Source organism: Yersinia intermedia (assembly GCF_900635455.1).
Classification (GTDB): domain Bacteria; phylum Pseudomonadota; class Gammaproteobacteria; order Enterobacterales; family Enterobacteriaceae; genus Yersinia; species Yersinia intermedia.
This window is the reverse complement of sequence record NZ_LR134116.1, coordinates 3,406,515-3,430,589: the sequence shown is the minus strand read 5'-3', so window position 1 is coordinate 3,430,589 and position 24,075 is coordinate 3,406,515. Positions and strand designations below refer to the sequence as shown.

The following is a 24,075-nucleotide window of genomic DNA, read 5'->3' as shown; positions in this document are numbered from 1 at the left end:
TTCCCGCCAGCTTGCCTTCGAATGGTGGCAGATACAAGCACGAGGGAGGGGAAATACAATAGATACCGATGTATCGTGTAAGTTATGGCAAGAATATCTGTTGATGATGGTCAACGCATGGGTTAATGATAACGTCTCATTAAAGTGCTAATAAAGGGAGCTTATGTCTCGTTGGTTTTTAATAACGGTGGGTTGGCTGGCAGTGATATTGGCAACGTTAGGTGTCGTGCTTCCTTTGTTACCTACTACGCCGTTTTTGCTGTTGGCTGCCTGGTGTTTTGCACGATCCTCCCCTCGATTTCATCACTGGTTGCTCTATCGTTCATGGTTTGGCAGCTATATACGTACCTGGCAACAACATCGAGCATTGCCTGCGGGCACTAAGTCGAAAGCAATATTCATTACCATACTTACATTTGCTGTTTCACTTTGGTTGGTGAAAATCTGGTGGGTGAGAGGCATATTACTTATCATGTTAACCCTACTGTTGGCCTTTATGTGGCGAATGCCAGTTATTGACCTATCGCAACAAAAACGGCGCTGAGCAATTCACACCAGTTGCATTTTAGTGCCAGTTTGCATAGATTTGAGCGTTTTCGTGCGCGGGGTAATCCTTCGTTGCCTCCTTAATGTTAAGGATGCGGTGACGTAGACTATCGGAGTATTATCGATAGTGGGACTAAGTTACTCAGCCGATGCCATTTAACATCGACTGACCGCGCTTAAGTATGTACAGCAGTTTTATCAGGCACAAATTATGACCGCTACTGCACCTAAGACAGCACAACAGTTTCAATATATTAAAGACAGTATCAAAACCATCCCCGATTATCCAAAAGCGGGAATACTGTTTCGTGATGTGACCAGCTTGCTAGAAGATCCATTAGCCTATGCCGCCAGCATCGAATTGCTGGTAGAGCGCTATCTGGATAAAGGCGTGACCAAAGTAGTGGGTACTGAAGCTCGCGGTTTTCTCTTTGGTGCGCCGGTAGCCCTGTCGCTGGGTGTCGGTTTTGTTCCGGTGCGTAAACCCGGTAAATTGCCTCGGGAAACTATCAGCGAAAGCTATGAGTTGGAGTATGGCACTGACGAACTTGAGATCCATACCGATAGCATTAAACCGGGCGATAACGTCTTGGTGATTGATGATTTGCTGGCAACTGGCGGCACAATCGAGGCGACGGTTAAGCTTATCCGTCGGCTGGGTGGTAAAGTGACTGACGCCGCATTTGTGATTGATTTACCTGAACTGGGCGGCGAAGCGCGTCTAACTCAGCAAGGGATCACTTGCTATAGTTTGGTCTCGTTCAGCGGGCATTGATTTTATCCTCCCAAGAACGTGGAGTTGCAGGTGGGCTGCAAGTGAATATATCCCGCCAGGTAGTTGATTTTGGTAAATGAATGCAGCCAACAGCACTCTGGACTGAAAGATGCCAGGTATAACAATCTGGTGGTCATCAACGGTGACCGCCAGATTATTCGATGAATATCGGAAAAATATTATCAATGCAAACTGCTATTCACTTATTAGAGTGGCAGCGAATAAATACGTGAAGATTCGCCCCATGGGTGATAACCCAATCCAGTAAAAGTAAAACCATACTTTTCGTAAAACCCGATATGGTCAGTACATAAATGTAGTGTATCAAAACCTAATTGTTTGGTTTCTTTAGCAATATGCTTGATCAGTAATTGACCATAAGCATGCCCCCGGTGTTGCTCTTCAATATAAAGTGCACATAACCAAGGATACAGATCCATACGGCTAATAAAGTCATTGGTGATTAACCCCGCGCAACCAATAACTTCATTATTCATCTCCATCAAATACCATTGAGGTAAAGGATTTTTAGCTTCAATACAATGACTGATGCAATCCTGATAAAGCATTTTAGTCTCTTCCGTGGCCCACTTATTCTGAAAATAGCGTATAGATTCATCTTTATACTCAGGGTGGCTTCTCACTGAGATGATTTTTATCATTATTGTGTTCCTAACATACTAATTATGCTTACTATTTTTGGTAAAGATCCCAGCGATTACCGTAAATATCTTCGAACACAACCACCATGCCATATTCCTCTTTGCGAGGTTCTTCGCAGAATGTCACTCCTTTTGACTTCATCAACTCATAATCACGCCAGAAGTTATCCGTCTCAAGAAAAAGGAATACTCGACCACCGCATTGATTACCAATAAACGCAGCTTGCTGGTCATTGGATGCTCGAGCCAGCAATAAACGACACTCACTGTCTTCTGTCGGCGAGACCGACACCCAACGCTTCCCTGGTTGTATCTCATCTTCTCGCAGAAAAAAGCCCAGTTTTTCGGTATAAAATTCAATGGCTTTATCGTAATCATCAACTACGATAGCAATGTAGCCCATCCCTCTTTTTTTACTTGTCATAAATCCATCCATTGTTAATTGACCCAAACTGGATACTACTGATTATTAACTATAACGTCTTGGTAGCCCTGTTTCAGCATCCATTAAAATGCCGTACAAAATCCAGCGTTCAGGGACGTAACATTACAATCTGCGGGTCAGATAGGGGCACCGTAGCGTTCACCCAATGTTTGAGCATCACACACCTTGCTTTAAATGTCTGATACTCAGGTCGCTCGGTTCATTCTGGCCTGTACTTTCAGGTATTCAAGAGTGTGATGACACGCTACTGCTGTTCGATCTCAACTAAAATCTTGCCGATAGATTTGGATGCCTTTTTCTCTGTTGCAGAAACTAAGAATGATTTATTACTGCATCGCAGGGCACAAAGAATCGACAAGTCTACTTCCACAAAGTAAATTTGTGGGAATGACGATGGGCGTACTGGTACACTAAGATTCAGCCTGTAGCTATCAGGGTTAATGTGTTCAAAAACAGACCGCTCAATATATGTAGGTTAAATTGTGGTTTTTTTATTGGCGATTAAAATATTATTTATAAATCAATGATGAAGTATTAATGAGCTATCAGGTCCTTGCCCGTAAGTGGCGCCCCCAAACGTTCGCAGACGTCGTTGGTCAGGAACATGTCCTGACGGCGCTGGCCAATGGCCTTTCATTAGGGCGTATCCATCACGCCTATCTATTCTCCGGTACCCGTGGCGTTGGTAAAACGTCTATTGCCCGGCTGTTAGCCAAAGGTCTTAACTGCGAAACGGGCATTACCGCGACGCCTTGCGGTACCTGTGCTAACTGTCTGGAGATTGAGCAAGGCCGTTTTGTTGATCTGATCGAGATAGACGCCGCCTCGCGCACGAAAGTAGAAGATACCCGAGAACTGCTGGATAACGTTCAATATGCGCCAGCCCGTGGCCGCTTCAAAGTGTACTTAATTGATGAAGTGCATATGCTGTCGCGCCACAGTTTCAATGCGCTACTAAAAACGCTTGAAGAGCCGCCAGCTCATGTGAAATTCTTGCTGGCGACCACGGATCCACAGAAACTGCCGGTGACTATCCTTTCCCGCTGTTTGCAATTCCATCTCAAAGTGATCGATGTTGAGGTTATCCGTGGGCAGCTTGAAAAAATATTGCTGGCAGAGCAAATCAGTAGTGATGCTCGTGCATTGCAGTTACTGGCACGGGCGGCCGATGGTAGTATGCGCGATGCGCTCAGCCTGACAGATCAGGCCGTTGCGATGGGCGATGGGCATGTGACTACAGCCACTGTTAGCCAAATGCTGGGAACGCTGGATGACGAGCAACCCTTGGCGATTATCGAGGCGCTGGTCAGTGCTGATGGTGCGCGAGTGATGGCGCAGGTAGAACAAGCGGCATCTCGTGGTGTTGATTGGGAAAACTTATTGGTTGAAACCCTAAGCTTGCTGCACCGGATTGCGATGGTACAACTGCTGCCATCAATGTTGGATAACCATTATGCGACGGTTGAGCCTCGGTTACGCGAACTGGCTCGCACATTGCCGCCTACAGATATCCAGCTATATTATCAAATACTGTTGATGGGCCGTAAAGAGCTGGCTTATGCGCCAGATCGCCGCATGGGGGTCGAAATGACCTTATTGCGTGCGCTGGCTTTTCATCCTAAAGCAATAATCGCTGAACCGCAGATTGTTCCTGTCAGTGCGCCAGCAGCCATTGCAGGTAATAACGCACCTCAGTACGCCCAAAATACCCAACAACCTGTATCGACTCACTCAGCCGTGCCATCGCAAGATGCACCGCCGCTAGGGCTTGCCGCTGACGTGGGTACTCAACTACCCGATTCGACTGCGCAGCTTCTTCAGGCGCGAACCCAGTTGTTGCGGCAATCCGGGGCAACCACACCAAAAAAGAATGAGCCGGCAGCGCCAGGAAAAGCGCGGCCGGCAACCTCGGCACTGGAGCGTCTCGCTTCGGTGACTGAGCGCAGCCAGCAGCGTCTGGCCGCTAAATCAACCGAAGAAAAGAAACCGGCCAAGAAAGAAGCTTATCGCTGGACCGCGCAGAATCAGCCTGAAACGGTGGCTGAGCCAGTTACCACGCCTAAGGCATTGCGCTCTGCGTTAGAGCATGAAAAAACACCGGAGCTTTCTGCTAAGTTGGCTGAAGAGGCTATGGTGCGGGATCCTTGGGCGGCAGAGATAGATAAGTTGCATATTCCGAAATTGGTACAGCAACTTGCGCTGAATGCATTTAAAGAAGTAATAGAACCGGGTAATATCTGCCTTCACCTGCGTTCTAGCCAGCGCCATTTAAATTCGCCCTCGGCACAAAAAACGCTGGGCGATGCATTGAGTGAATTACACGGTAATGCTGTCACACTTAGCGTTATCGAAGATGACAACCCGGCGGAACGTACTCCGCTGGAATGGCGGCAGGCCATTTATGAAGAAAAACTGGCACAAGCACGCCAGTCGATTATTGCGGATAATAATATTCAGACACTGCGTCGTTTCTTCGATGCAGAATTGGATGAAGAGAGTATCCGGCCGGTTTAACCGCTGCGATAAGTGCATGGTGTACTGACGCGGCCCCTTGCTATGAGAGATGACTATGTTTGGTAAAGGCGGTATTGGCAATTTAATGAAACAAGCCCAGCAGATGCAGGAAAAAATGCAGCAGATGCAGGAAGAAGTCGCCAAATTGGAAGTTACCGGTGAATCTGGCGCGGGCTTGGTAAAAGTAACCATCAATGGGGCGCACAACTGCCGCCGGGTTGAAATTGACCCAAGCCTATTGGTTGAAGAAGATAAAGAAATGCTGGAAGATTTGATTGCTGCGGCATTGAACGATGCTGCTCGTCGTATCGATGAAACGCAAAAAGAGAAAATGGCTTCTGTCTCCAGTGGTATGCAATTACCACCAGGCTTTAAGATGCCGTTCTGATGCAAACCAGTCCACTCCTTGAATCATTAATGGAGGCGTTGCGTTGCCTGCCGGGCGTTGGCCCGAAATCAGCGCAACGCATGGCATTCCAACTGCTACAGCGTGATCGTAGTGGTGGAATGCGGCTGGCGCAGTCATTGACCCGTGCGATGTCTGAAATCGGTCACTGTGCGGATTGCCGTACATTTACCGAGCAAGACCGTTGCACCATCTGCTCCAACCCGCGCCGGCAGCAGAATGGTCAGATCTGCGTGGTCGAAAGCCCGGCAGATATCCATGCTATTGAACAAACTGGCCAGTTCGGCGGGCGTTACTTTGTGCTGATGGGGCATTTATCCCCCATGGATGGCATTGGTCCTGGCGATATTGGCTTGGATTTACTTGAAAAACGGCTTGAAACTGAAACCATCACTGAAGTCATTTTGGCAACTAATCCGACCGTCGAAGGGGACGCCACTGCCAACTATATCGGCCAGATGTGTGGTCAGTATGGCGTATTAGCCAGCCGTATCGCTCATGGTGTACCGGTAGGCGGTGAACTGGAAATGGTTGATGGTACGACATTATCGCATTCACTGGCCGGGCGTAATCCTATTAAGTATTGATCCCATTCTTTACTGTGGGCGACAGTCTTGTTATTGATTATCTTACGAATAAATTCGTTAGGGATAATAAGTCAATCGCCCTCAATTCTCTGTTTTTTTCTGCCCTCATACTTGAAACTTTCACCTATTGGCCCCATCTGATACTCATTGTTCGATTTTATGTACCTGTCGGTAATTTGGATTGAGGTAATTAATGAGTATGAAAGGTCAAGAAACCCGTGGATTCCAGTCTGAAGTAAAACAACTCCTCCATTTGATGATTCACTCGCTTTATTCCAATAAAGAAATTTTCTTGCGCGAGCTGATCTCTAATGCCTCTGATGCGGCAGACAAACTGCGTTTCCGCGCGCTGTCTAATCCTGAATTATTTGAGGGCGACGGTGAGCTGAGAGTGCGTTTATCCTGTGATAAAGAAAAGCGTACTTTGACTCTAAGCGATAACGGCATCGGTATGAGCCGTGATGAAGTTATTGATAACCTTGGTACCATCGCGAAGTCAGGGACTAAATCATTCCTTGAGTCTATTGGTTCAGATCAAGCCAAAGATAGCCAATTAATCGGCCAGTTTGGTGTCGGTTTCTACTCCGCATTTATCGTGGCAGATAAAGTCACCGTCCGTACCCGTGCTGCCGGTGCGCCTGCTGATGCTGGCGTATTTTGGGAATCAGCAGGCGAGGGTGACTATACCATTGCTGATATCACTAAAGAAGAGCGTGGTACTGAGATAACCCTGCATCTGCGTGAAGGTGAAGACGAATATCTGGATGATTGGCGCTTGCGCTCAGTCATCAGCAAATATTCAGACCATATTGCCTTGCCAGTTGAAATTCAAAGCAAAAACGAAGAAGACGGCACGGTCACCTGGGAGAAAATCAATAAAGCTCAGGCATTATGGACGCGCGGCAAAGCAGAGATAACTGACGACGAATATAAAGCATTTTATAAGCATATCGCGCACGATTTCACCGACCCGATGAGTTGGAGCCATAACCGCGTTGAAGGTAAGCAGGAATACACCAGCTTGCTGTATATTCCGGCACAGGCCCCGTGGGACATGTGGAATCGCGATCATAAGCATGGTTTGAAACTTTACGTGCAGCGCGTGTTCATTATGGATGATGCTGAACAGTTCATGCCGAATTACCTGCGTTTTGTTCGTGGTTTAATAGATTCTAATGATCTGCCGCTGAACGTCTCGCGTGAGATTCTGCAAGACAGTCGCATTACTCAGAATCTACGTAGTGCACTGACTAAACGTGTGCTGCAAATGTTGGAAAAGCTGGCTAAAGACGATGCTGAGAAATATCAGCAGTTCTGGCAACAGTTTGGTATGGCGCTTAAGGAAGGCCCAGCAGAAGACGGTAGCAATAAAGAAACTATCGCCAAGTTACTGCGCTTTGCTTCAACCCATACCGACAGCTCAGCGCAAACTGTGTCCTTGGAAGACTATGTCAGCCGTATGACTGAAGGGCAGGAGAAGATTTATTACATCACTGCTGACAGCTATGCTGCGGCGAAGAACAGCCCTCATCTGGAACTGTTCCGCAAGAAAGGCATTGAAGTCTTGCTGTTATCTGACCGTATTGATGAATGGATGATGAGCTACTTGACCGAATTTGACGGTAAAGTCTTCCAGTCAGTCAGCAAAGCAGATGATTCACTGAATAAGTTGGCAGATGAAGAGCGTCCAGATCAGCAAGAGGCCGACAAAGCGTTGGAGCCATTCGTTGAGCGCGTTAAAACCCTGCTGGGTGAACGTGTGAAAGATGTCCGCCTGACGCATCGTTTGACGGATACTCCAGCGATAGTGACAACTGATGCTGATGAAATGAGCACACAGATGGCGAAATTGTTTGCTGCTGCCGGCCAACAGGCACCGGAAGTGAAGTACATCTTTGAATTAAACCCTGAACATGGCTTGGTTAAACGCGCTGCTGATGTGGCGGACGAAACACAGTTTGCTGAATGGGTCGAGTTATTACTGGATCAAGCGCTATTAGCTGAACGGGGAACATTAGATGATCCTAATCAGTTCATTCGCAGAATGAATCAGTTATTAACGGCTTAATTGAGTAATAGAACGCCTCGGATAGTGCATTATCTGGGGCGTTTTTTCATCTGTTTTCAGTAGGTTAATTTTTTATTTCTCTTTGGTATTACAGATTCCCCCCCGCTAACCGGCCTCGCGCGCCTTGAGCCAACCCCCCTGAAAATGGTATGGTTGCTTGTTTTCCGCAATTTCGATTTTTTTAAGAGCTTATCCCAGTTAGCGTCATTGTTGCAGCCAGTTTGGACATGGGCAGCGCGGAAGAACCGGAGCGTACACATCGTATGTGAGGATTCTGAGCACTGCCTTGGTTCAAAATGGCAAATAAAATAGCTCTAATGGACTGGCTCTAAGTAAAAACACATAGAAAAACTACATAGCAAGGGGATTTACGCAATGCGTATCATTCTGCTGGGCGCTCCGGGCGCTGGTAAGGGTACTCAGGCTCAATTCATCATGGAGAAATACGGTATTCCGCAAATCTCTACTGGTGATATGTTGCGCGCCGCTGTAAAAGCTGGTTCTGAGTTAGGTCTGAAAGCGAAAGAAATAATGGATGCCGGCAAGCTGGTTACTGATGAGCTGGTTATCGCATTGGTTAAAGAGCGCATCACCCAGGACGATTGCCGTGACGGTTTCCTGCTAGACGGGTTCCCACGTACTATTCCTCAGGCTGATGCCATGAAAGAAGCCGGCATCAAGGTTGATTATGTGCTGGAGTTTGATGTGCCAGACGAGTTGATTGTTGAACGCATCGTCGGGCGTCGGGTACATGCTGCTTCAGGCCGTGTTTACCACATTAAATTCAACCCACCTAAAGTTGAAAATAAAGATGATGTGACAGGCGATGAACTTACTATTCGTAAAGACGATCAGGAAGCCACTGTTCGCAAACGTCTGATCGAATATCATCAACAAACTGCACCATTAGTTTCTTACTATCGTAAAGAAGCTGATGCAGGTAATACGCAATATTTTAAACTGGACGGAACCCGTAAAGTAGCAGAAGTCAGTGCAGAACTGGCGACTATCCTCGGTTAATTCTGGATGGTAAGATAGCTAAGGCGGCCTAAGGTCGCCTTTCTCATTTTACGGTTCTGGTTGCGGGCTTATTCGTAAGTTCGAATAATAGGCGTAGTATCCTCCACAAGGATTTTGCATCATGCAAAGCAAGCTCGGCGTATTAATGGTCAACTTGGGGACACCGGACGCCCCAACACCGCAAGCAGTAAAACGCTATCTGGCTGAGTTCCTGAGTGACCGCCGGGTGGTTGATACTTCCCCATGGCTGTGGTGGCCTTTGTTGCGTGGCGTCATTTTGCCTATTCGATCTCCTCGCGTGGCTAAATTATACCAATCAGTCTGGATGGAAGAGGGGTCACCGTTATTGGTCTATAGTCGGCGGCAACAGAAAGCATTGGCGGCACGTATGCCAGAGATCCCCGTTGAGTTAGGCATGAGTTATGGTTCACCAAATCTGCCAGATGCTATTGATAAGTTGTTAGCCCAAGGGGTGACTAAGCTGGTGGTTTTGCCGCTTTATCCGCAATATTCCTGTTCAACCAGTGCGGCTGTGTGGGACGCTGTTGCCCGTATTCTGAAAGGGTACCGTCGGTTGCCGTCAGTCTCTTTTATCCGTGATTATGCAGAACATCCCGCCTATATTTCGGCGTTACAACAAAGTGTTGAACGGACTTTTGTGCAGCATGGTAAACCTGACAGATTAATCCTTTCCTTCCATGGTATTCCTAAGCGCTATGCCCGACTGGGGGATGATTATCCACAACGCTGTGAAGATACCAGCCGTGCTTTACGTGGCAAGTTGGCGTTACCAGCCGAACACATCATGATGACATATCAGTCTCGCTTTGGCCGCGAACCTTGGTTAACCCCTTATACAGACGAGACACTAAAAAGTCTTCCAGCTCAAGGTATTAAGCATATTCAGCTTATCTGCCCCGGTTTTTCTGCCGATTGTCTTGAAACACTGGAGGAGATCAAGGAGCAGAACAGGGAGATTTTCATGCACGCTGGTGGCGAGAAATTTGAGTATATCCCAGCATTGAATGACGATGAGGGGCATATAGACCTTTTAGAACAGCTAGTTAGAGATCATTTGTAGTGTTAGTGGCAAAATGGTGTTATGACGACTATATTCATATTTGTTGAAATAGTTACATGTGGAAGTAAATTTTTCAGACTCAATAAAGTTAACTGAGTGTTTTTTATTTTTAAATCAGAATAAACCGAATTGATATTTTCATATTTTCGTGATGTCAATTATCCAGTACAGTGAAATATCCAAAAATGATATATTTCAGATTTTTCTTGTAATAATGGGTTATATGTAAGAAAATTAAAGGCTATATTATAATTTCACAAATTTTGATGTTTTCAGAAAGTGCCGTTTAGCAGTCTTGTCAACTGAACCAGTGATATGATTCTAGGTAAGGCATTGGATTACAATATTTTTTTAAATCAGCGCATTGGTTGCTGTAAGCCAAGGGCGGTAGCATATCTATAATTCAATGTTTTTGGCGTAATTGCATGATTTTAATTGAATAATCTCTTCTTTTAGAAATTAAATAAAGTTTTATACTCGACATGCATATCGATATTATTGGTGTGAAAAGTCAAAATATTAATGCCCCTTTTATATAAATTAGCTGAGTTTGAATTTATGCTATTTTTAAATTAACATTTTAGTTATTAGGAATTGAATTTAACAATGCTGTGTCAGTAACGATATTAGTATCGGATATAGTTGTGAATGCTGTACTTTTTTCTTTTGTAGGAGAAATTAATTGCAGGTGAAGTAGAATAAAATCAACATGGCGTCATAACTAATAAGAATGTTTACAATGGATTTATATTTACTAATTGCTCAAATTCTAAATCTAACATAATAATTAATGCTAGTTAACTGGTGCAGAATTAAACTAAAACTAATGACTGTCTCTGAACGTTTTTCGATAAAAGAGATTAGATTAATGAGGGAGGAATCTCTATTAATTGTGGTGCTGATGTCCAAATTAGCTTATCTATTTTAAATGTTAATGGTTTATTTTGAATGAACTTTGTATAATTTTTATTTCTCTTAGAAATAAAAATAAAGTATATTAGAGTAATTGCGTTGTTTTATAGATTACTGAAAGTAAAATAGTGAAAGAGCTTTATAAAAATAATAGCGATGTATTTGAGTGAGGAAGATTGTCGCATAAGAATTGGTGATATAATTGATATTATAATCTGGTGTACATTACATAACAGTATATATGCTACAGGAAAGGGACTTTTAAGTCGATTTGACTAGAGATGAATAGTATCTTCTACCAGTCCTTGTTATGAGGTTTTTGTAGTCTCTTCCTGAAACGTTTAATTTCTAAGGAACATAATGGACGTCAAATTAATTCAATTACAGAAGCATGGTGATGAAAGAGGTCAGCTTATCGCACTTGAGGAAACTAAAAACATCCCTTTCTCTATCAAGCGCGTGTATTATATGTTTGAAACTATTAATGATGTACACCGTGGATTTCATGCTCATTATAAGCTTCAGCAATTGGCCATTCCTGTTCGTGGGGCATGTAGAATAATTTTAGATGATGGGTTCGAGAAAATAGAAGTCTACCTTGATAATCCGGCGCAAGGACTTGCTATTGAGCCTATGATATGGCATGAGATGTATGATTTTTCAGATGATTGTGTTTTGATGGTTCTTGCTGATGATTTTTATGATGAGGCTGATTATATTCGAAATTACGACGAGTTTATAAGAGAGGCTGAAAAGAATGGATAAGATAAAAGGCAAAACTATTCAGCTTCGATTAGCAAGCCCTGATGATGCTAGCTTCATATACTCACTACGTATAGATGAGAAATTAAATGAGCATATATCAAAAGTAACTGGTACAGAATTACAGCAAAGAGAATGGTTGAAAAAATATAAAAATAGAGAAAAAAATGGCGAGGAATTTTATTTTATAATTGAGTTGCTTGACTCTGAACTTTCCATTGGAACAGTGCGACTCTATGATTTTTTAGGTCGGAAAAGTTTTTGTTGGGGAAGTTGGATATTAAACAATAACAAAACTAGAACAGCAGCAATAGAAAGTGCATATTTAGTTTACCAGTACGCTTTCGAGCATATTGGATTTGACTCCGCATATTTTCAAGTGGATAAAAAAAATAAAACAGTTGTTTCATTTCACGAAAAAACCGGTGCGGTTTTTTGCGGTGAAGATGATATTAATAATAATTACGAATTCACACGTACATGTTACGAAAAATTTAAATTAAAATTTAATCGTTTAATTAATGGTAAATGAAATGGTAAAGTTTTTAGATTTAAAAAGAATAAACATGGCTCAGTCAGATGAAATACTCTTAGCTATGAAGGATGTGTTTGATTCTGGTTGGTATATAATGGGCGAGAGACTTAAAAAATTTGAGCATGAATTTGCTAGTTATTGTGGTGTGAAATATTGTATTGGCGTGGCTAATGGATTGGATGCATTAATTCTTGTATTGCGGGCTTGGAAAGAACTCGGTTTCTTGCAAGATGGCGATGAGGTTTTGGTGCCATCAAATACTTATATTGCATCTATATTAGCTATCTCACAAAATAATTTAATCCCAGTACTAGTTGAACCTAATCCTGAAACATTCAATATTGATGCAAATTGTATTCGTCGACTAATAACTAAAAAGACAAAAGTATTATTGCCAGTTCATTTGTATGGGCAAGCTTGTTCTATTGCTGATTTAACTCTGATAGCTAAAGAAAATAGTCTTCTGGTTCTAGAAGATTGTGCCCAAGCTCATGGCGCAGTAGTTGATGGAGTGAAGGTTGGTGCATGGGGAGATGCTGGTGCATTTAGCTTCTATCCAGGGAAAAATCTAGGTGCACTAGGCGATGCTGGAGCGATCACTACAAATAATGATGATTTAGCACAGGTTTTATATGCATTGAGAAATTATGGTTCACACGTAAAATATCAAAATAAATATCAAGGGGTTAATAGTCGGTTAGATGAGCTTCAGGCAGCAGTACTTAGTGTTAAGCTTAAGTACCTAGATTTGAATAATAAAAAGCGTATGGAAATTGCAAAACGCTACTTAAACGAAATTATCTCTGATAGCATAATACTACCAAGCGTGAATGGAGGGGTGCTATCACATGTATGGCATTTGTTTGTTATTCAGGTCAGTAATCGCGAAAGTTTTCAAGCGTATCTAGCAGACAATAATATTCAAACTCTAGTTCATTATCCGATCCCTCCACACAAGCAGGCCGCATATAAAGAGCTAGCGACATTATCATATCCTATTTCAGAAAAACTACATGCAAGCGTTCTATCTATTCCGATGGATCCAAGTATGTGTTCATCTGATGTTCAACATGTAATTAATGTAATTAACCGGTGGCCAAATTGAATTTTACGCAAGTCACTATCCTAAGTGGGATTGTGACTTTGTTAAGGCTTGTTTGTGGTTTCTTTATTTCTAAGGTAGTAGCTGTATATACAGGGCCCTCGGGGTTAGCTGCTTTGGGGCAGTTACAGAATTTTGTTACATTTATTAATGGATTTATTGCATCTCAAGTTTCTCAAGGTGTAAATAGGTATACAGCTGAGAATAGTCATGACTATAGTGCTGCCGCATTATTCTGGCGTGCAGCTCTTAAGTTATCGATTGCTGCAAGTACAGTCATAATAATAATAGGTGTCTTATTATCAGAAAAATTAGCCATATGGCTTTTTCATAATGAGAAGTTTTATTGGTTAGTTATTTTAGCTCTGCTAGTTATACCACTGAATGTGGCTAATAGCTTATTTCTAGGTGTATTAAACGGGCTGTCAGATTATAAGCGTTACTTTATTGCCAATGTTCTCGCAATATTGTCATCACTCGTTTCAATGTCTTTTTTAGTTTATTTTTATGGTTTGACTGGTGCACTTATATCTGCTGCGTTAAATAATGCAATCGCAGGTTTTTGGTTAGTGCTATTACTGTATCGACAATATTGGTTTAGTGCTAAATATTGGTTTGGGCCTACAGAACGAAAAAAATTACTCGAAATGAGAAATTATTTTTTCATGGGTGTAATCGGTGCATTTACAGGGCCAATATCTCTAATTATAGTTCGCTCTATACTATCAAGTCATTTATCATTAACGGATGCTGGCTATTGGCAGGCTGTTTCAAAAATATCTGAAGCTTACCTGGCAGTGTTGACAACTGCCCTTACTGTGTACTATTTTCCAAAAACAGCAGCCGCAAAATTAAGATCTGACTACCTAAGTATTCTCAAAAAGGGTGCTTTAGTTGTTATCCCAATGGCCGTTTTAATGTCTCTAACTATTTATTTTTTGAGAGATTTTATTATTTATTTATTGTTTTCAAAAGATTTTTATCGAGCAAATGTTCTGTTTTTCTATCAAAATATTGGTGATGTACTAAGAATTACCAGTTGGTTGTTCGCGACAATATTACTTGCCAAAGGCTATTTTAAAATAAATGCAATTCTAGAAATAGTATTCAGTGCTCTGTTTCCGCTTTTGACATATCTACTTATTAGTTCTTCTGGTTTGATAGCTGTGAGTTTAGCCTATATGTTAAATTATGGACTATATTTAATTGTGGTTGTGTTTGTTTATATGGCTCATTTAGGAAAGATATCAAATGAGTAATATGTTATGTACTATTGTTGTTCCTACGTTTAATGAAGAGAAAAATTTACAACATATATGTTCTGTCCTACTGAGTCAGAGTTACAAATTTATTGAGATTTTATTTATTGATGATGGTTCAACAGATCATACTCTGGATATAATAAAAAAAATAGCTTTAAAAAGAAACGACAATAAAGTTCGCTATATTAAACAAAATAATATGGGTGCTGCCGAAGCACGAAAAACTGGAGTTAAAAATGCAAATGGTAACTATATTGCTTTTGTAGATTGTGATGACTCGTTATCACAAGATGCTATTAGTTCCGCGATGAGTTATTTTTTTTCAAAAAATGGAGTTATGGTTGATATTGTTTTGTTTAAGTTATTACATGTAAGTAATTCAGATAGAGTTGAAAATGGTAAACCTTTTCAGTTATATACTGATAGAACATTAGTTTCAGGAGCAGAAGCATTTTACGCTTGTATAGACTCTTGGGGGTTGCATGGTTTCGGAATATACAGGAAAAAAAATCTATTAGAAAGTTATGCTTCTTACGAAAAGTTGAACACTAAGAATGTAAATTATTTAAATAATGATGAGGTAATAGCTAGGATATGTTATTCAAAGGCTAACTTGGTAGTAACTAATTGCGATGGAGTATATTTTTTTGTAAATAATCCTAACTCTACAGTTCGCAGAATAAATGATAATTATTTTAAAGTTATTTATAATTCTGAAATATTATTTAAATATATTTGTTTTGAATTTGATTCCTCTAATCACTTAATAAAAAAAGCTCTTAAGCTACAAGCTGGTACTTTATGGGGAGTAGCATCAAGATACTATCAATGGAAAAATGTAGGCATAGATAGAGATGCGTGGTCTAATGGTATTCAATATGGTTTGAAATGTTACCGAAAAAATATCTTTAATAACATTCGTAGTATATCTTTTAAAGGAATGACACAAATATTTTTAACCAGTATGATTATTTTTTGGAAATAGATTTTTATGTATAATCCATTAGTATCAATAGTAGTTGCATCGTATAATGCGGAGCATTTTATCGAAGAAACGTTGGATAGTTGTATCAATCAGCTATATAAAAATATTGAAATAATAATAACTGATGATTATTCTAGCGATGCTACTGTAAACATATGCAATGAGTGGATAAATAAAAAAAAATCAAATAATAATGTTCGTATTATATTAATTACCAGTGGTAAAAATGAAGGTATACCGAAAAACTTGAATAAAGCTATTCCATACTGCCAAGGAGATTGGGTTAAATTTATTGGTTCTGATGATATAATGAAACCAGATGCAATTGTCCAATTAGTAAAGTATTCCGATATGTTTAAAATTCGGCCAATAGTTATTTTTTCTTTATTTGAGACTTTTGGTTCCGGAGTGGAAGTTGGCAATATCTATCCATTAGGATGGACAAAGTATGTAATAAAATTAAAAGCCAGTTGGTGTAAAGAATTTTTAGCAATGTTACATCTGAATAACCTTGCCCCAGCTGCATTTATTAACAACTCTCTTTTTAGAGATGAAGGTGTCATCTTTAATGAGAGGTATGAATTATTAGAGGACCTCCCCCTTTGGCTTAAGCTTATATGTGAAAAGAGGGATGTTGTTTTCTTGGATGTAATAACTGTAGAGTACAGAATACACTCTAATCAAGTAACCACACAAAGTGGTTTAGGAATTAACAAAAAACTTTTATCTGATTTATTTAGACTAAATGATTTTAGATTGGAAAAAAAACATTATTTAGCTTATTTACATCATAAATTTTATTTTTATTTAAATTCTCGTTTCCCTAAATATTCTCGGTGGTTAAAGTTTTTTGATCCACTGCATATAATGATCTATATACTCGATCGAATGGGACGATAAAAATGTATATACTTTTTGTCTCGTTTCCTTTACTACTTCTTTCTACTCTATGGAATAAGGTTAATTTTAGACTTAAAGTGGTAATCTCATTTTTATCTGTGCTATGGTTATCTGTGGCATTTTCTATATTCTATTTAAATGGAAATGATTGGAGTATATATTTTTTTATCCTTCATTGAAGGAGGTACTCCATTTTCTATTTTTGAATTTGGTTTTGTTTATTTTTTCAAGTTGTTATTATATTTATCATTTGGAGATTTTGGAACTTCAATTTTACTATTCTATCTAATCTGTTTTTTTCTTTTATCCTTTATTCTTTTCAAAGTTAACTGTAATCAACCTTATTTTTTTGCTTTTATAGTTTTAGTTTTTGGCTACTCTTTGATTCTAGAACAGCTTAGGCAGTATATTGCTTGTATTATAGTGTTTTACTCGTTCCTGTGTTTTGTGTTTTTACAAAAAGGATATTTTCGCTGGGTCATTGTTGCATCATGTTTTCATGCGTCAGCTATAGCAATAATACCTATATTCTTTCTCATGAAAATAAAAAATGATAAATCATTTTTTTTAATTTCTTTGCTGCTAGCTATAGTCTTATTTTGTTTGATTTTTTTATCTGGTCATCTATTCAGTTCTCTTGCGGGTTTTAATTTTGTTTTTGAAAAAATAAATTATTATTTATCGTCTTATGGCGTCTTATTGAAGTTTGGTTTTCTGAATATATTGGATTTTATTTTTATACTAGTTTGTTTTTTTAATATAAAACATAGAAATATAAAATATAAAGATGACTTGTTGGTTAGACTAATCTATCTTGGTGCCATTATACATCTTTTTAGTTCCTCGATACCTTTCTTGGTCAGGATTTCTTACTACTTCTATTTTGTTGTTGTATTATACTTTTCTTTACAAGGTAATGTGTTTTCTAGATTGTTAAGCCTCAAACTATTTAGAGCATATTGTTTATTTGCCCTTTTTATCGTTTTTAATCTAGCTTCTTATTTTAGAAATCCAAATGCACCTATATCATTTTATCAATTAGAAGTGAATTCTTCTTATATATTCTATGATAATAATGGACTTCATGATTTGGCACACGAAAAGTGGCTTTCTTCAATAGAAGATAAAGGTTCGAGGTAATGACGAACTATGAATATTTTATTCACAATTACAGGTCTTGGTCTCGGTGGTGCTGAAAGGCAATTATGTGACCTTTCGGATGAGCTATCTTTCCAAGGGCATAATATCATGATTATTTGTTTGTCTGGTGAGGTGATTTGTAAGCCTAAAAATTTGAAAATTAAAGTAGTTAATTTAAATATGAAAAGAACTTTTCTGGGGGTGGTAAAGTCCTACCTGAAGGCCCGTCAAATAATAAAAAGTTTCTCTCCTGATATTATACATAGCCATATGGTTCATGCGAATATTTTTTCACGTTTATTACGTTTAACTACATATATTCCAATTTTGATAAGCACCGCTCATAGTAAAAATGAGGGGGGGCGTATTCGAATGCTAGCATATCGCTTAACTGACTTTTTGGCCGATGTCTCAACGAACGTGAGTCAGGAGGCAGTGGAAGAGTTCATCGCTAAAGGCGCTACTAGGAAAGACAAAATAGTTGCACTTCATAATGGTATAGACCACAAAAAATTCATATTTAATTCTGAATGGCGCGAAATAAAAAGAAACGAACTAGGCGTAGGAAATTCAACGCCACTGTTACTAGCTATTGGGCGATTAACTGAAGCAAAAGATTATCCTAACCTACTTAGAGCATTTGCATGTTTAGATATGGTACCAAAAGCTCAATTGGCAATAATCGGTTCGGGGGAGTTGGATGATCAGTTAAAAAAATTGGCTATAAATTTAAACTGCGACGAACGTGTCCATTGGCTTGGAATGCAGAAAAATGTAGAAGAGTGGTATTCAGCCTGCGATTTATTTGTACTTTCCTCTCGTTGGGAGGGCTTTGGCTTAGTTGTTGCGGAAGCTATGTCTTGTGAGAGACCATTGGTCGTCACTGATGCTGGAGGTGTTGCAGAAGTTGTGGGAAACTCGCAACTTGTTGTTCCTATTTCAGATAGTAAAGCACTGGCGGAAAAAATAACTGAAGTACTTAATTATTCTGACGAAGAAATTAGTTCGATCTTATCAAGAAATAGACAGAGAGTTATTGATAATTTTTCTATAAAAAATATAGTGCAACAGTGGCTGAAGATTTATAAGGTTTAATATATGAAGGTGCTACTAATTGGAAATCAGTCTAGTACGATAGTTTTATTCAGGAAAAAAATTATTCAGGTTCTTGCTGGGCGTGGTATAAGTGTTGAAACATTGACAATAGATAATGATCAAGAGAATTTTGATAAAATAAAAAAGATGGGAGCAAAACCTAGTTTTTATCAGTTTTCACGTTCAGGAATGAATCCATTATCCGATTTTGTAAACACATATAGATTGTCGAAGAAAATAAAAAAAATAAAACCTGATGTTGTCCTATGTTTCTTTCCAAAACCCGTTATCTTTGGCTCAATTGCTGCTAAGGTTGCAGGTGTAAATGATATTTACTTACTTCTGGAAGGGTTAGGTTTCTGTTTCACCTCACATTCGCATGAGGAGTCATGGCGTAAAAAAGTATTGAGGAAAGTACAAACTTGGTTATATAAAATTTCGCTTCCATTAGCAAATAAAGTCTTATTTTTAAATAAAGATGATTATAGTGATCTCATATTGCACAGCAATATTAAAGTTAAGGATTATGACATTATCGGTGGGATTGGAGTTGATCTTGATGGATATGCTTACACTGAGCCCAAGGTTAAGAGTATTCATTTTGGAATGGTTTCACGGCTTCTTGTTGAAAAAGGTGTAAGAGAATTTGTTCAGGCTGCAAAAATAGTAAAATCAAAATATCCATTGGTACGTTTTAGTATAGCAGGCTCTGTTGATAATAACCCAGGAGGAATAAATCAAGCTCAAGTTGATGAATGGGAAAATGAAGGTAATGTTAGTTTTTTAGGGCAACTTGTTGAAATTAAACATTTTTTAGAGGAGGTTAGTGTTTTTGTCTTACCTTCATACAGAGAAGGAGTTCCAAGAAGTACTCAAGAAGCAATGTCGATAGGAAGAGCAGTGATAACTACTGATGTTCCTGGTTGCCGGGAAACAGTTATTGATGGTTACAATGGATATTTAATCCCACCATGGGATGTGGCTGCTTTAGTGAATGCAATGGTTGTTTATATTGAAAACCCTAATCGCATTATTTCTATGGGAAAAGCAAGCCGTAAGATTGCAGTAGAGAAATTTGATGAAAATAAAGCCACTGAGAGGTTAATTGAAATTATTTCTGCAGATTTTAAAGAATAGTCATGACAATATATTAAAACAATAAACTATTATGAAAACTCTATTTTTATCACAATATCGCTATGTGGCATAGACAAACCATTCATGAAGTCGGTAGTGAGAATATATTGTTATTATAAATTCTCTTGACGTATAATTAAATTGACTTGGCGGCCGCTGCTAATGTGGGTGTTTTACTTTCTCCCAATGAGGTATTGCTTTTTTTTATTAAAAAGATAATTTGCTTATAGTAATATAAAATATTGTATATGAATGGTGTGATTGTAGTTATAGATATTATGGAGAGCGTGAAATAATAAATTTCGTCATTTTCTCTTGGTTAAATATATTGGGTGAATAGAGTAAATTACTCGAGGCTGGACTTCTTTTTAAACGAATAATAGAAGCCTGAATTTATTGTGCAACTAAACGAGTTGTAAATAAAGTTGATCTAAAATTCTGGAGATGGAATGGCTATTCTGGTTACTGGTGGTGCTGGTTACATAGGTTCTCATGTCGTACTGGCTCTTTTAGAACGAGGCGATGATGTTATTGTGATAGACAATTTATCTAACTCGCTGAGAGAGTCTTTGTGTCGTGTCGAGGCTCTAGCTGGTAAGAAAACGACGCTTTATGTTGAAAATATTCTTAATAGGGATGCACTCAAAGCGATCTTTACACAGCATCAGATAACGGATGTTATTCACTTTGCAGGTCTGAAGTCAGTTGGGGAATCTATACAAGATCCTATCTCATACTATGAGAATAATATGACCGGCAGCCTAGTTCTGTTGCAAGAAATGATTTTGGCCGGTATTAATAGTTTTATCTTTAGTTCTTCAGCAACAGTGTATGGCTATCCTGAAACAGTTCCTTTACATGAGGGTTGTAAAGTTGGAGGAACAACGAATCCTTATGGAACTTCCAAGCTGATGGTTGAGCAAATATTACGCGATCTTGCACATGTAAATCCAGAGTTCCGAATTACTTGCTTACGCTATTTTAACCCTGTCGGTGCTCACTCATCTGGGATGATTGGTGAAAACCCTAACGGGATACCTTGTAATTTACTTCCTTATATTACGCAAGTGGCTATCGGGAAATTGGATTACTTACCTGTATATGGCGGTGATTATCCAACTAAAGATGGTACGGGGGTTCGTGATTATATACATGTAATGGATCTCGCTAGTGGACATCTGGCTGCTTTAGATCATAAAGATGATGGCCCATCTTTTAAAATATTTAATTTAGGAACGGGAATTGGCTACTCAGTTTTAGATCTTGTTAACACCTTTGAGAAAGTGTCAGGCATTAAGATTAATTACAAAATTGTTGAACGGCGTTCTGGCGATGTAGCTAAATGCTGGTCTGATTCGTCATTAGCAATGCAGAAGCTTGGCTGGAAGGCAACACGTGGACTCGATGAAATGATGCGTGATAGCTGGAATTGGCAGAAAAATAATCCTAATGGATATAGTATTTAGTGCCATTACATATAATTGGTTTTTTGTTGGCATTAGTTTGACCTGATCCCCGTTGATTAATACGCTGCGATGTTAGTAATGTATTCATAAGCCACATAAGGACATCCCTATGAGGTGCAGCGCTCGGGAACTGATGCTCATTTATCTGGACGCATCACTGAACTGGCACTTGAGCGCAGACGTTTTGGCTACCGGCGCATATGGCAGTTTCTGAGGCGAGAGTGCTTCATGTTAACCACAAGTGATCATCTGCAGGGGCTGGGAGTAAAGTGCAGACGGCGCCGTAAAGGACTGGCAACAGATCGTCTGTCTCTGTTGTGTCCTACGGCACCTAACCTGACCTGGTCAATGGATTCTGTCATGGGCGTGCTGGCAACCGGACGTAGGATAAAATGTTTGACCTGCGTGGATGATTTTACGAAGGAATGCCTTACAGTCACCGTCGTTTTCGGGATTTCCGCTCTTCGGGTAACGTGCATTCTGGACAGTATTGCGTTGTTTCGTGGATATCTGGGACGATAAGAACCGAACCAGGACCTGAATTTACCTGCTGGGCAATGGACCCGTGGGCCTTCGAACACTGCGTGGAACTGAGGCTAATCCAGCCGGGCAAGCCAACCCTGCTAGCTTCGAACTGGCTACTCCACGTGATCGTAATGGTTTTTTAACCCCAGTTGGTGAAAACACCAGACCACGCTATCAAACGAGATCGAACAAAAGATTATCCGATTGTTTGTCCTCGGGATGAGCTACACCGATATCAGCCGGGAAATCGAAGGCCTTTACGCCTTCAGTATCTCGAGTACAGCCATTAGAGCGATAATTTATAAGGTTATTCCCGAACTTAAACAGTGGTAACAGTGCCCTCAGGAAGCCATTTCCCCTTTCATCTGGCTAGATGCCATCCACTATAAAATACGAGAGAATGGGCGTTATGTCGGTAAGACCATTTATACGGTACTGGCGCTCAACCTTGAAGATAAAAAAGGGGCTATGGGACTGTATCTATCTGAAAACTAAGGGGCTAACTTCAGGTCATTGGTGCCGACTGACTTGCAAACTGAGGTTCAGCTATGGATAATTCACCAAGTCTGCTACTCGATCAAGTACGTGGACTCAAAACATCACAAAGCCATATTTGCATAAACCCACCTGATCCGCAGAATAATCTACCTAACTGACTCAGAGGGAGTATACGATAGAGTTATTGGTTGAGATATGACCATTCGTACTATCAACAAATCATGCCTCGTAATCCATTTTACTCTGTGTGGCAATTCTTTTGTTAATCACTTAAACTGCTCGTATGCACTGATTCTTTGTTTAGGTTTATATTGACTCATAAATATATATAGGTAGTAATTAATGAATGATAAATATGTAAATAACAAAGTTGATACTCGAATAAAAAGTAGCTATATTATCTCTGGAACATTACCTTCAAAAAATGAAATTGACCTCTTTGAGTTGTCTGAAATTGTATTTAGATCAAAAACTAAAATTATATTGATAACATTGATTTTCTTGATTGGTGGTTTTGTCTTTTCCTACTTTCTCCCTCAAAAATGGACTAGCGTAACAGTCATTGCTCCTCCTGGTAATGAACAGATGCGGGTTTTAGATAAAATAACAAACAGTCTGACCGTCTTGGATATTAAACTAGGTATTACACCTGCTTATCTGATGTCAAGTTTCGTTCAGAATTTCAATTCTGAAGATCTACGTGAACAATATATACTTAATAGTGATTACTTTAAGTATCTGATAAAAAATAATACAGGTGATGGTTTTGTAAGGCGCGAATTAATTGGTGTGTTAGTTAATAGTAGTATTGGTTTAGTTAGTCTCCAACCCGGAAATATAGATGGAGGATATAAGTTATCTTTTAGTGCTACTACGCCGGAAGGTGCTCATGAACTTTTACAAGGCTATCTTGACTATATAAAGACTATTGTTAATAATGATATTAATCTAAAAATACAGCGTGCTGTTGATTCTGCTAAAACTATGGCAATGGATGAGTACTCTCAAGAACTATTACGTGCCAAAAACAATCAAGAAGTGAAAATTAATCGTTTAAAAAATGCCTATTCTATTGCAAATTCTGCTGGTATTAAAAAGCCAATTTATAGTAGCGGTTCTGTTGTCAGTAATGACCCAGACTTCCTTATCCTTATGGGCACAGATGTGTTAAATAGCAAACTGGAAATAGAGAAATCCATTACTGATTTAGCATCCATAAATGTGACTCTTTTTAACCGTAAGCTATATTTGGATAAACTGAATACATTAGAAATCCCTAAAGTGGATATAGTGCCATTTAAGTATTTACAACAACCCACAGAACCGGCTACAAGAGATGCTCCTAAGCGTGGCTTGATTATAATTTTATTTGCTATTGCTGGCCTTATTGGTTCAATTAGTTTCGTCTTGGTTGCTCACTTTGCGCGTGCGCGTGGGGAATAGCTTCCTAAGCTTGCTCAAAGCAAAGAGTAAAGTTGATTATCTTGGATTTAATCAGTGGTCGAATGAGTATCTTTACTCGCCATTTTTTCTAACCATTGAGTTAGTTTAATATGTTAATGTGATATCATTTTCTTTCGACAATACTGCCTATCTTGTGATTCACGTTAATTCATATGCTAAAATCCCTTATCTTCCCATTTCAATTTTTT

21 protein-coding genes, 2 pseudogenes and 1 other annotated feature are annotated in these 24,075 nt (G+C 39.6%); of the genes and pseudogenes, 21 read left to right on the top strand and 2 right to left on the bottom strand.

The window, feature by feature from the left end; genetic code table 11:
• Positions 1-163: 163 nt before the first annotated feature.
• Positions 164-544 (top strand): DUF454 family protein, encoded by a 381-nt coding sequence (locus EL015_RS15820; RefSeq protein WP_032905615.1) that lies wholly within the window; start codon positions 164-166, stop codon positions 542-544.
• 213 nt (positions 545-757) lie between these two features.
• A complete protein-coding gene (gene apt / locus EL015_RS15815) occupies positions 758-1,321 on the top strand; it encodes an adenine phosphoribosyltransferase (protein WP_005182300.1) in 564 nt (187 codons plus the stop codon).
• 206 nt (positions 1,322-1,527) lie between these two features.
• Here apt and EL015_RS15810 read toward each other — a convergent pair whose 3' ends face one another.
• Together EL015_RS15810 and EL015_RS15805 are read right to left on the bottom strand one after the other, a co-directional pair.
• Positions 1,528-1,983: a GNAT family N-acetyltransferase gene (locus EL015_RS15810; protein ID WP_005182303.1), complete on the bottom strand. Its 456-nt coding sequence runs from the start codon at positions 1,981-1,983 to the stop codon at positions 1,528-1,530.
• A 31-nt stretch (positions 1,984-2,014) separates the two neighbouring features.
• Positions 2,015-2,407: a VOC family protein gene (locus tag EL015_RS15805; protein WP_032905617.1), complete on the bottom strand. Its 393-nt coding sequence runs from the start codon at positions 2,405-2,407 to the stop codon at positions 2,015-2,017.
• A gap of 558 nt (positions 2,408-2,965) precedes the next feature.
• Between EL015_RS15805 and dnaX the strand changes: the two genes are divergently transcribed.
• The 19 genes and pseudogenes from dnaX to wzz(fepE) all read left to right on the top strand — a co-directional run bounded on the left by dnaX (position 2,966) and on the right by wzz(fepE) (position 23,866).
• Positions 2,966-4,942, top strand: a complete 1,977-nt coding sequence (dnaX, locus tag EL015_RS15800) for a DNA polymerase III subunit gamma/tau (RefSeq protein WP_005182310.1) — start codon at positions 2,966-2,968, stop codon at positions 4,940-4,942.
• Positions 4,273-4,336: a sequence feature (DnaX frameshifting element), on the top strand. (Overlaps the previous gene by 64 nt.)
• Before the next feature lie 55 nt (positions 4,943-4,997).
• A complete protein-coding gene (locus tag EL015_RS15795) occupies positions 4,998-5,330 on the top strand; it encodes a YbaB/EbfC family nucleoid-associated protein (protein ID WP_019081276.1) in 333 nt (110 codons plus the stop codon).
• Positions 5,330-5,935: a recombination mediator RecR gene (gene recR / locus EL015_RS15790; protein WP_005182314.1), complete on the top strand. Its 606-nt coding sequence runs from the start codon at positions 5,330-5,332 to the stop codon at positions 5,933-5,935. The genes EL015_RS15795 and recR overlap by 1 nt, the downstream gene beginning before the upstream one ends.
• Positions 5,936-6,134: 199 nt before the next feature.
• The gene (gene htpG, locus EL015_RS15785) at positions 6,135-8,003 is read left to right on the top strand and encodes a molecular chaperone HtpG (protein ID WP_005182315.1); all 1,869 of its coding nucleotides are present in this window, start codon (positions 6,135-6,137) and stop codon (positions 8,001-8,003) included.
• A 375-nt stretch (positions 8,004-8,378) separates the two neighbouring features.
• Positions 8,379-9,023, top strand: coding sequence for an adenylate kinase (gene adk / locus EL015_RS15780; RefSeq protein WP_005182317.1), 645 nt, complete (start codon positions 8,379-8,381; stop codon positions 9,021-9,023).
• A 118-nt stretch (positions 9,024-9,141) separates the two neighbouring features.
• On the top strand, positions 9,142-10,104 hold the full coding sequence (gene hemH, locus EL015_RS15775) for a ferrochelatase (RefSeq protein WP_032905621.1): 963 nt from the start codon (positions 9,142-9,144) through the stop codon (positions 10,102-10,104).
• Positions 10,105-11,376: 1,272 nt separating this feature from the next.
• Positions 11,377-11,781 (top strand): sugar 3,4-ketoisomerase, encoded by a 405-nt coding sequence (locus EL015_RS15770; RefSeq protein WP_005182319.1) that lies wholly within the window; start codon positions 11,377-11,379, stop codon positions 11,779-11,781.
• Positions 11,774-12,310, top strand: coding sequence for a GNAT family N-acetyltransferase (locus EL015_RS15765; protein WP_032905623.1), 537 nt, complete (start codon positions 11,774-11,776; stop codon positions 12,308-12,310). The genes EL015_RS15770 and EL015_RS15765 overlap by 8 nt, the downstream gene beginning before the upstream one ends.
• Before the next feature lies 1 nt (position 12,311).
• Positions 12,312-13,418 carry a DegT/DnrJ/EryC1/StrS family aminotransferase gene (locus EL015_RS15760; RefSeq protein ID WP_005182321.1) on the top strand — a complete coding sequence of 369 codons (1,107 nt, stop codon included), beginning with the start codon at positions 12,312-12,314 and terminating at the stop codon, positions 13,416-13,418.
• Entirely contained in the window at positions 13,406-14,674 is a 1,269-nt protein-coding gene (locus EL015_RS15755) for an O-antigen translocase (protein ID WP_086018932.1), read from the top strand. The genes EL015_RS15760 and EL015_RS15755 overlap by 13 nt, the downstream gene beginning before the upstream one ends.
• The gene (locus EL015_RS15750) at positions 14,667-15,662 is read left to right on the top strand and encodes a glycosyltransferase family 2 protein (RefSeq protein WP_053012084.1); all 996 of its coding nucleotides are present in this window, start codon (positions 14,667-14,669) and stop codon (positions 15,660-15,662) included. Before EL015_RS15755 ends, EL015_RS15750 begins: the two co-directional genes overlap by 8 nt.
• Before the next feature lie 6 nt (positions 15,663-15,668).
• Entirely contained in the window at positions 15,669-16,562 is an 894-nt protein-coding gene (locus EL015_RS15745; RefSeq protein ID WP_053012085.1) for a glycosyltransferase, read from the top strand.
• 138 nt (positions 16,563-16,700) lie between these two features.
• Entirely contained in the window at positions 16,701-17,702 is a 1,002-nt protein-coding gene (locus EL015_RS22180; protein ID WP_126286795.1) for an EpsG family protein, read from the top strand.
• 9 nt (positions 17,703-17,711) lie between these two features.
• Positions 17,712-18,797 carry a glycosyltransferase gene (locus tag EL015_RS15735; protein ID WP_005182342.1) on the top strand — a complete coding sequence of 362 codons (1,086 nt, stop codon included), beginning with the start codon at positions 17,712-17,714 and terminating at the stop codon, positions 18,795-18,797.
• Positions 18,798-18,800: 3 nt separating this feature from the next.
• Entirely contained in the window at positions 18,801-19,934 is a 1,134-nt protein-coding gene (locus EL015_RS15730) for a glycosyltransferase family 4 protein (RefSeq protein WP_005182344.1), read from the top strand.
• A gap of 449 nt (positions 19,935-20,383) precedes the next feature.
• Complete coding sequence (gene galE, locus EL015_RS15725; protein WP_005182349.1) at positions 20,384-21,400, top strand: UDP-glucose 4-epimerase GalE; 1,017 nt, start codon at positions 20,384-20,386, stop codon at positions 21,398-21,400.
• Between the two features lie 108 nt (positions 21,401-21,508).
• Positions 21,509-22,020, top strand: a pseudogene (locus tag EL015_RS15720) (DDE-type integrase/transposase/recombinase); the annotation flags it as partial.
• Positions 22,011-22,543, top strand: a pseudogene (locus EL015_RS22105) (transposase); the annotation flags it as partial. The pseudogenes EL015_RS15720 and EL015_RS22105, both read left to right, overlap by 10 nt.
• 222 nt (positions 22,544-22,765) lie before the next feature.
• Positions 22,766-23,866 carry an LPS O-antigen length regulator Wzz(fepE) gene (wzz(fepE), locus tag EL015_RS15710; protein ID WP_005182354.1) on the top strand — a complete coding sequence of 367 codons (1,101 nt, stop codon included), beginning with the start codon at positions 22,766-22,768 and terminating at the stop codon, positions 23,864-23,866.
• The last annotated feature ends 209 nt before the right edge of the window (positions 23,867-24,075 follow it).

Bases quoted from the DNA above. Each gene is read 5' to 3' on its own strand.
- EL015_RS15820 (WP_032905615.1), top strand. From the start codon at position 164: ATGTCTCGTTGGTTTTTAATAACGGTGGGTTGGCTGGCAGTGATATTG.
- apt (WP_005182300.1), top strand. From the start codon at position 758: ATGACCGCTACTGCACCTAAGACAGCACAACAGTTTCAATATATTAAA.
- EL015_RS15810 (WP_005182303.1), bottom strand. From the start codon at position 1,983: ATGATAAAAATCATCTCAGTGAGAAGCCACCCTGAGTATAAAGATGAA.
- EL015_RS15805 (WP_032905617.1), bottom strand. From the start codon at position 2,407: ATGACAAGTAAAAAAAGAGGGATGGGCTACATTGCTATCGTAGTTGAT.
- dnaX (WP_005182310.1), top strand. From the start codon at position 2,966: ATGAGCTATCAGGTCCTTGCCCGTAAGTGGCGCCCCCAAACGTTCGCA.
- EL015_RS15795 (WP_019081276.1), top strand. From the start codon at position 4,998: ATGTTTGGTAAAGGCGGTATTGGCAATTTAATGAAACAAGCCCAGCAG.
- recR (WP_005182314.1), top strand. From the start codon at position 5,330: ATGCAAACCAGTCCACTCCTTGAATCATTAATGGAGGCGTTGCGTTGC.
- htpG (WP_005182315.1), top strand. From the start codon at position 6,135: ATGAAAGGTCAAGAAACCCGTGGATTCCAGTCTGAAGTAAAACAACTC.
- adk (WP_005182317.1), top strand. From the start codon at position 8,379: ATGCGTATCATTCTGCTGGGCGCTCCGGGCGCTGGTAAGGGTACTCAG.
- EL015_RS15770 (WP_005182319.1), top strand. From the start codon at position 11,377: ATGGACGTCAAATTAATTCAATTACAGAAGCATGGTGATGAAAGAGGT.
- EL015_RS15765 (WP_032905623.1), top strand. From the start codon at position 11,774: ATGGATAAGATAAAAGGCAAAACTATTCAGCTTCGATTAGCAAGCCCT.
- EL015_RS15760 (WP_005182321.1), top strand. From the start codon at position 12,312: ATGGTAAAGTTTTTAGATTTAAAAAGAATAAACATGGCTCAGTCAGAT.
- EL015_RS15750 (WP_053012084.1), top strand. From the start codon at position 14,667: ATGAGTAATATGTTATGTACTATTGTTGTTCCTACGTTTAATGAAGAG.
- EL015_RS15745 (WP_053012085.1), top strand. From the start codon at position 15,669: ATGTATAATCCATTAGTATCAATAGTAGTTGCATCGTATAATGCGGAG.
- EL015_RS22180 (WP_126286795.1), top strand. From the start codon at position 16,701: ATGGAAATGATTGGAGTATATATTTTTTTATCCTTCATTGAAGGAGGT.
- EL015_RS15735 (WP_005182342.1), top strand. From the start codon at position 17,712: ATGAATATTTTATTCACAATTACAGGTCTTGGTCTCGGTGGTGCTGAA.
- EL015_RS15730 (WP_005182344.1), top strand. From the start codon at position 18,801: ATGAAGGTGCTACTAATTGGAAATCAGTCTAGTACGATAGTTTTATTC.
- galE (WP_005182349.1), top strand. From the start codon at position 20,384: ATGGCTATTCTGGTTACTGGTGGTGCTGGTTACATAGGTTCTCATGTC.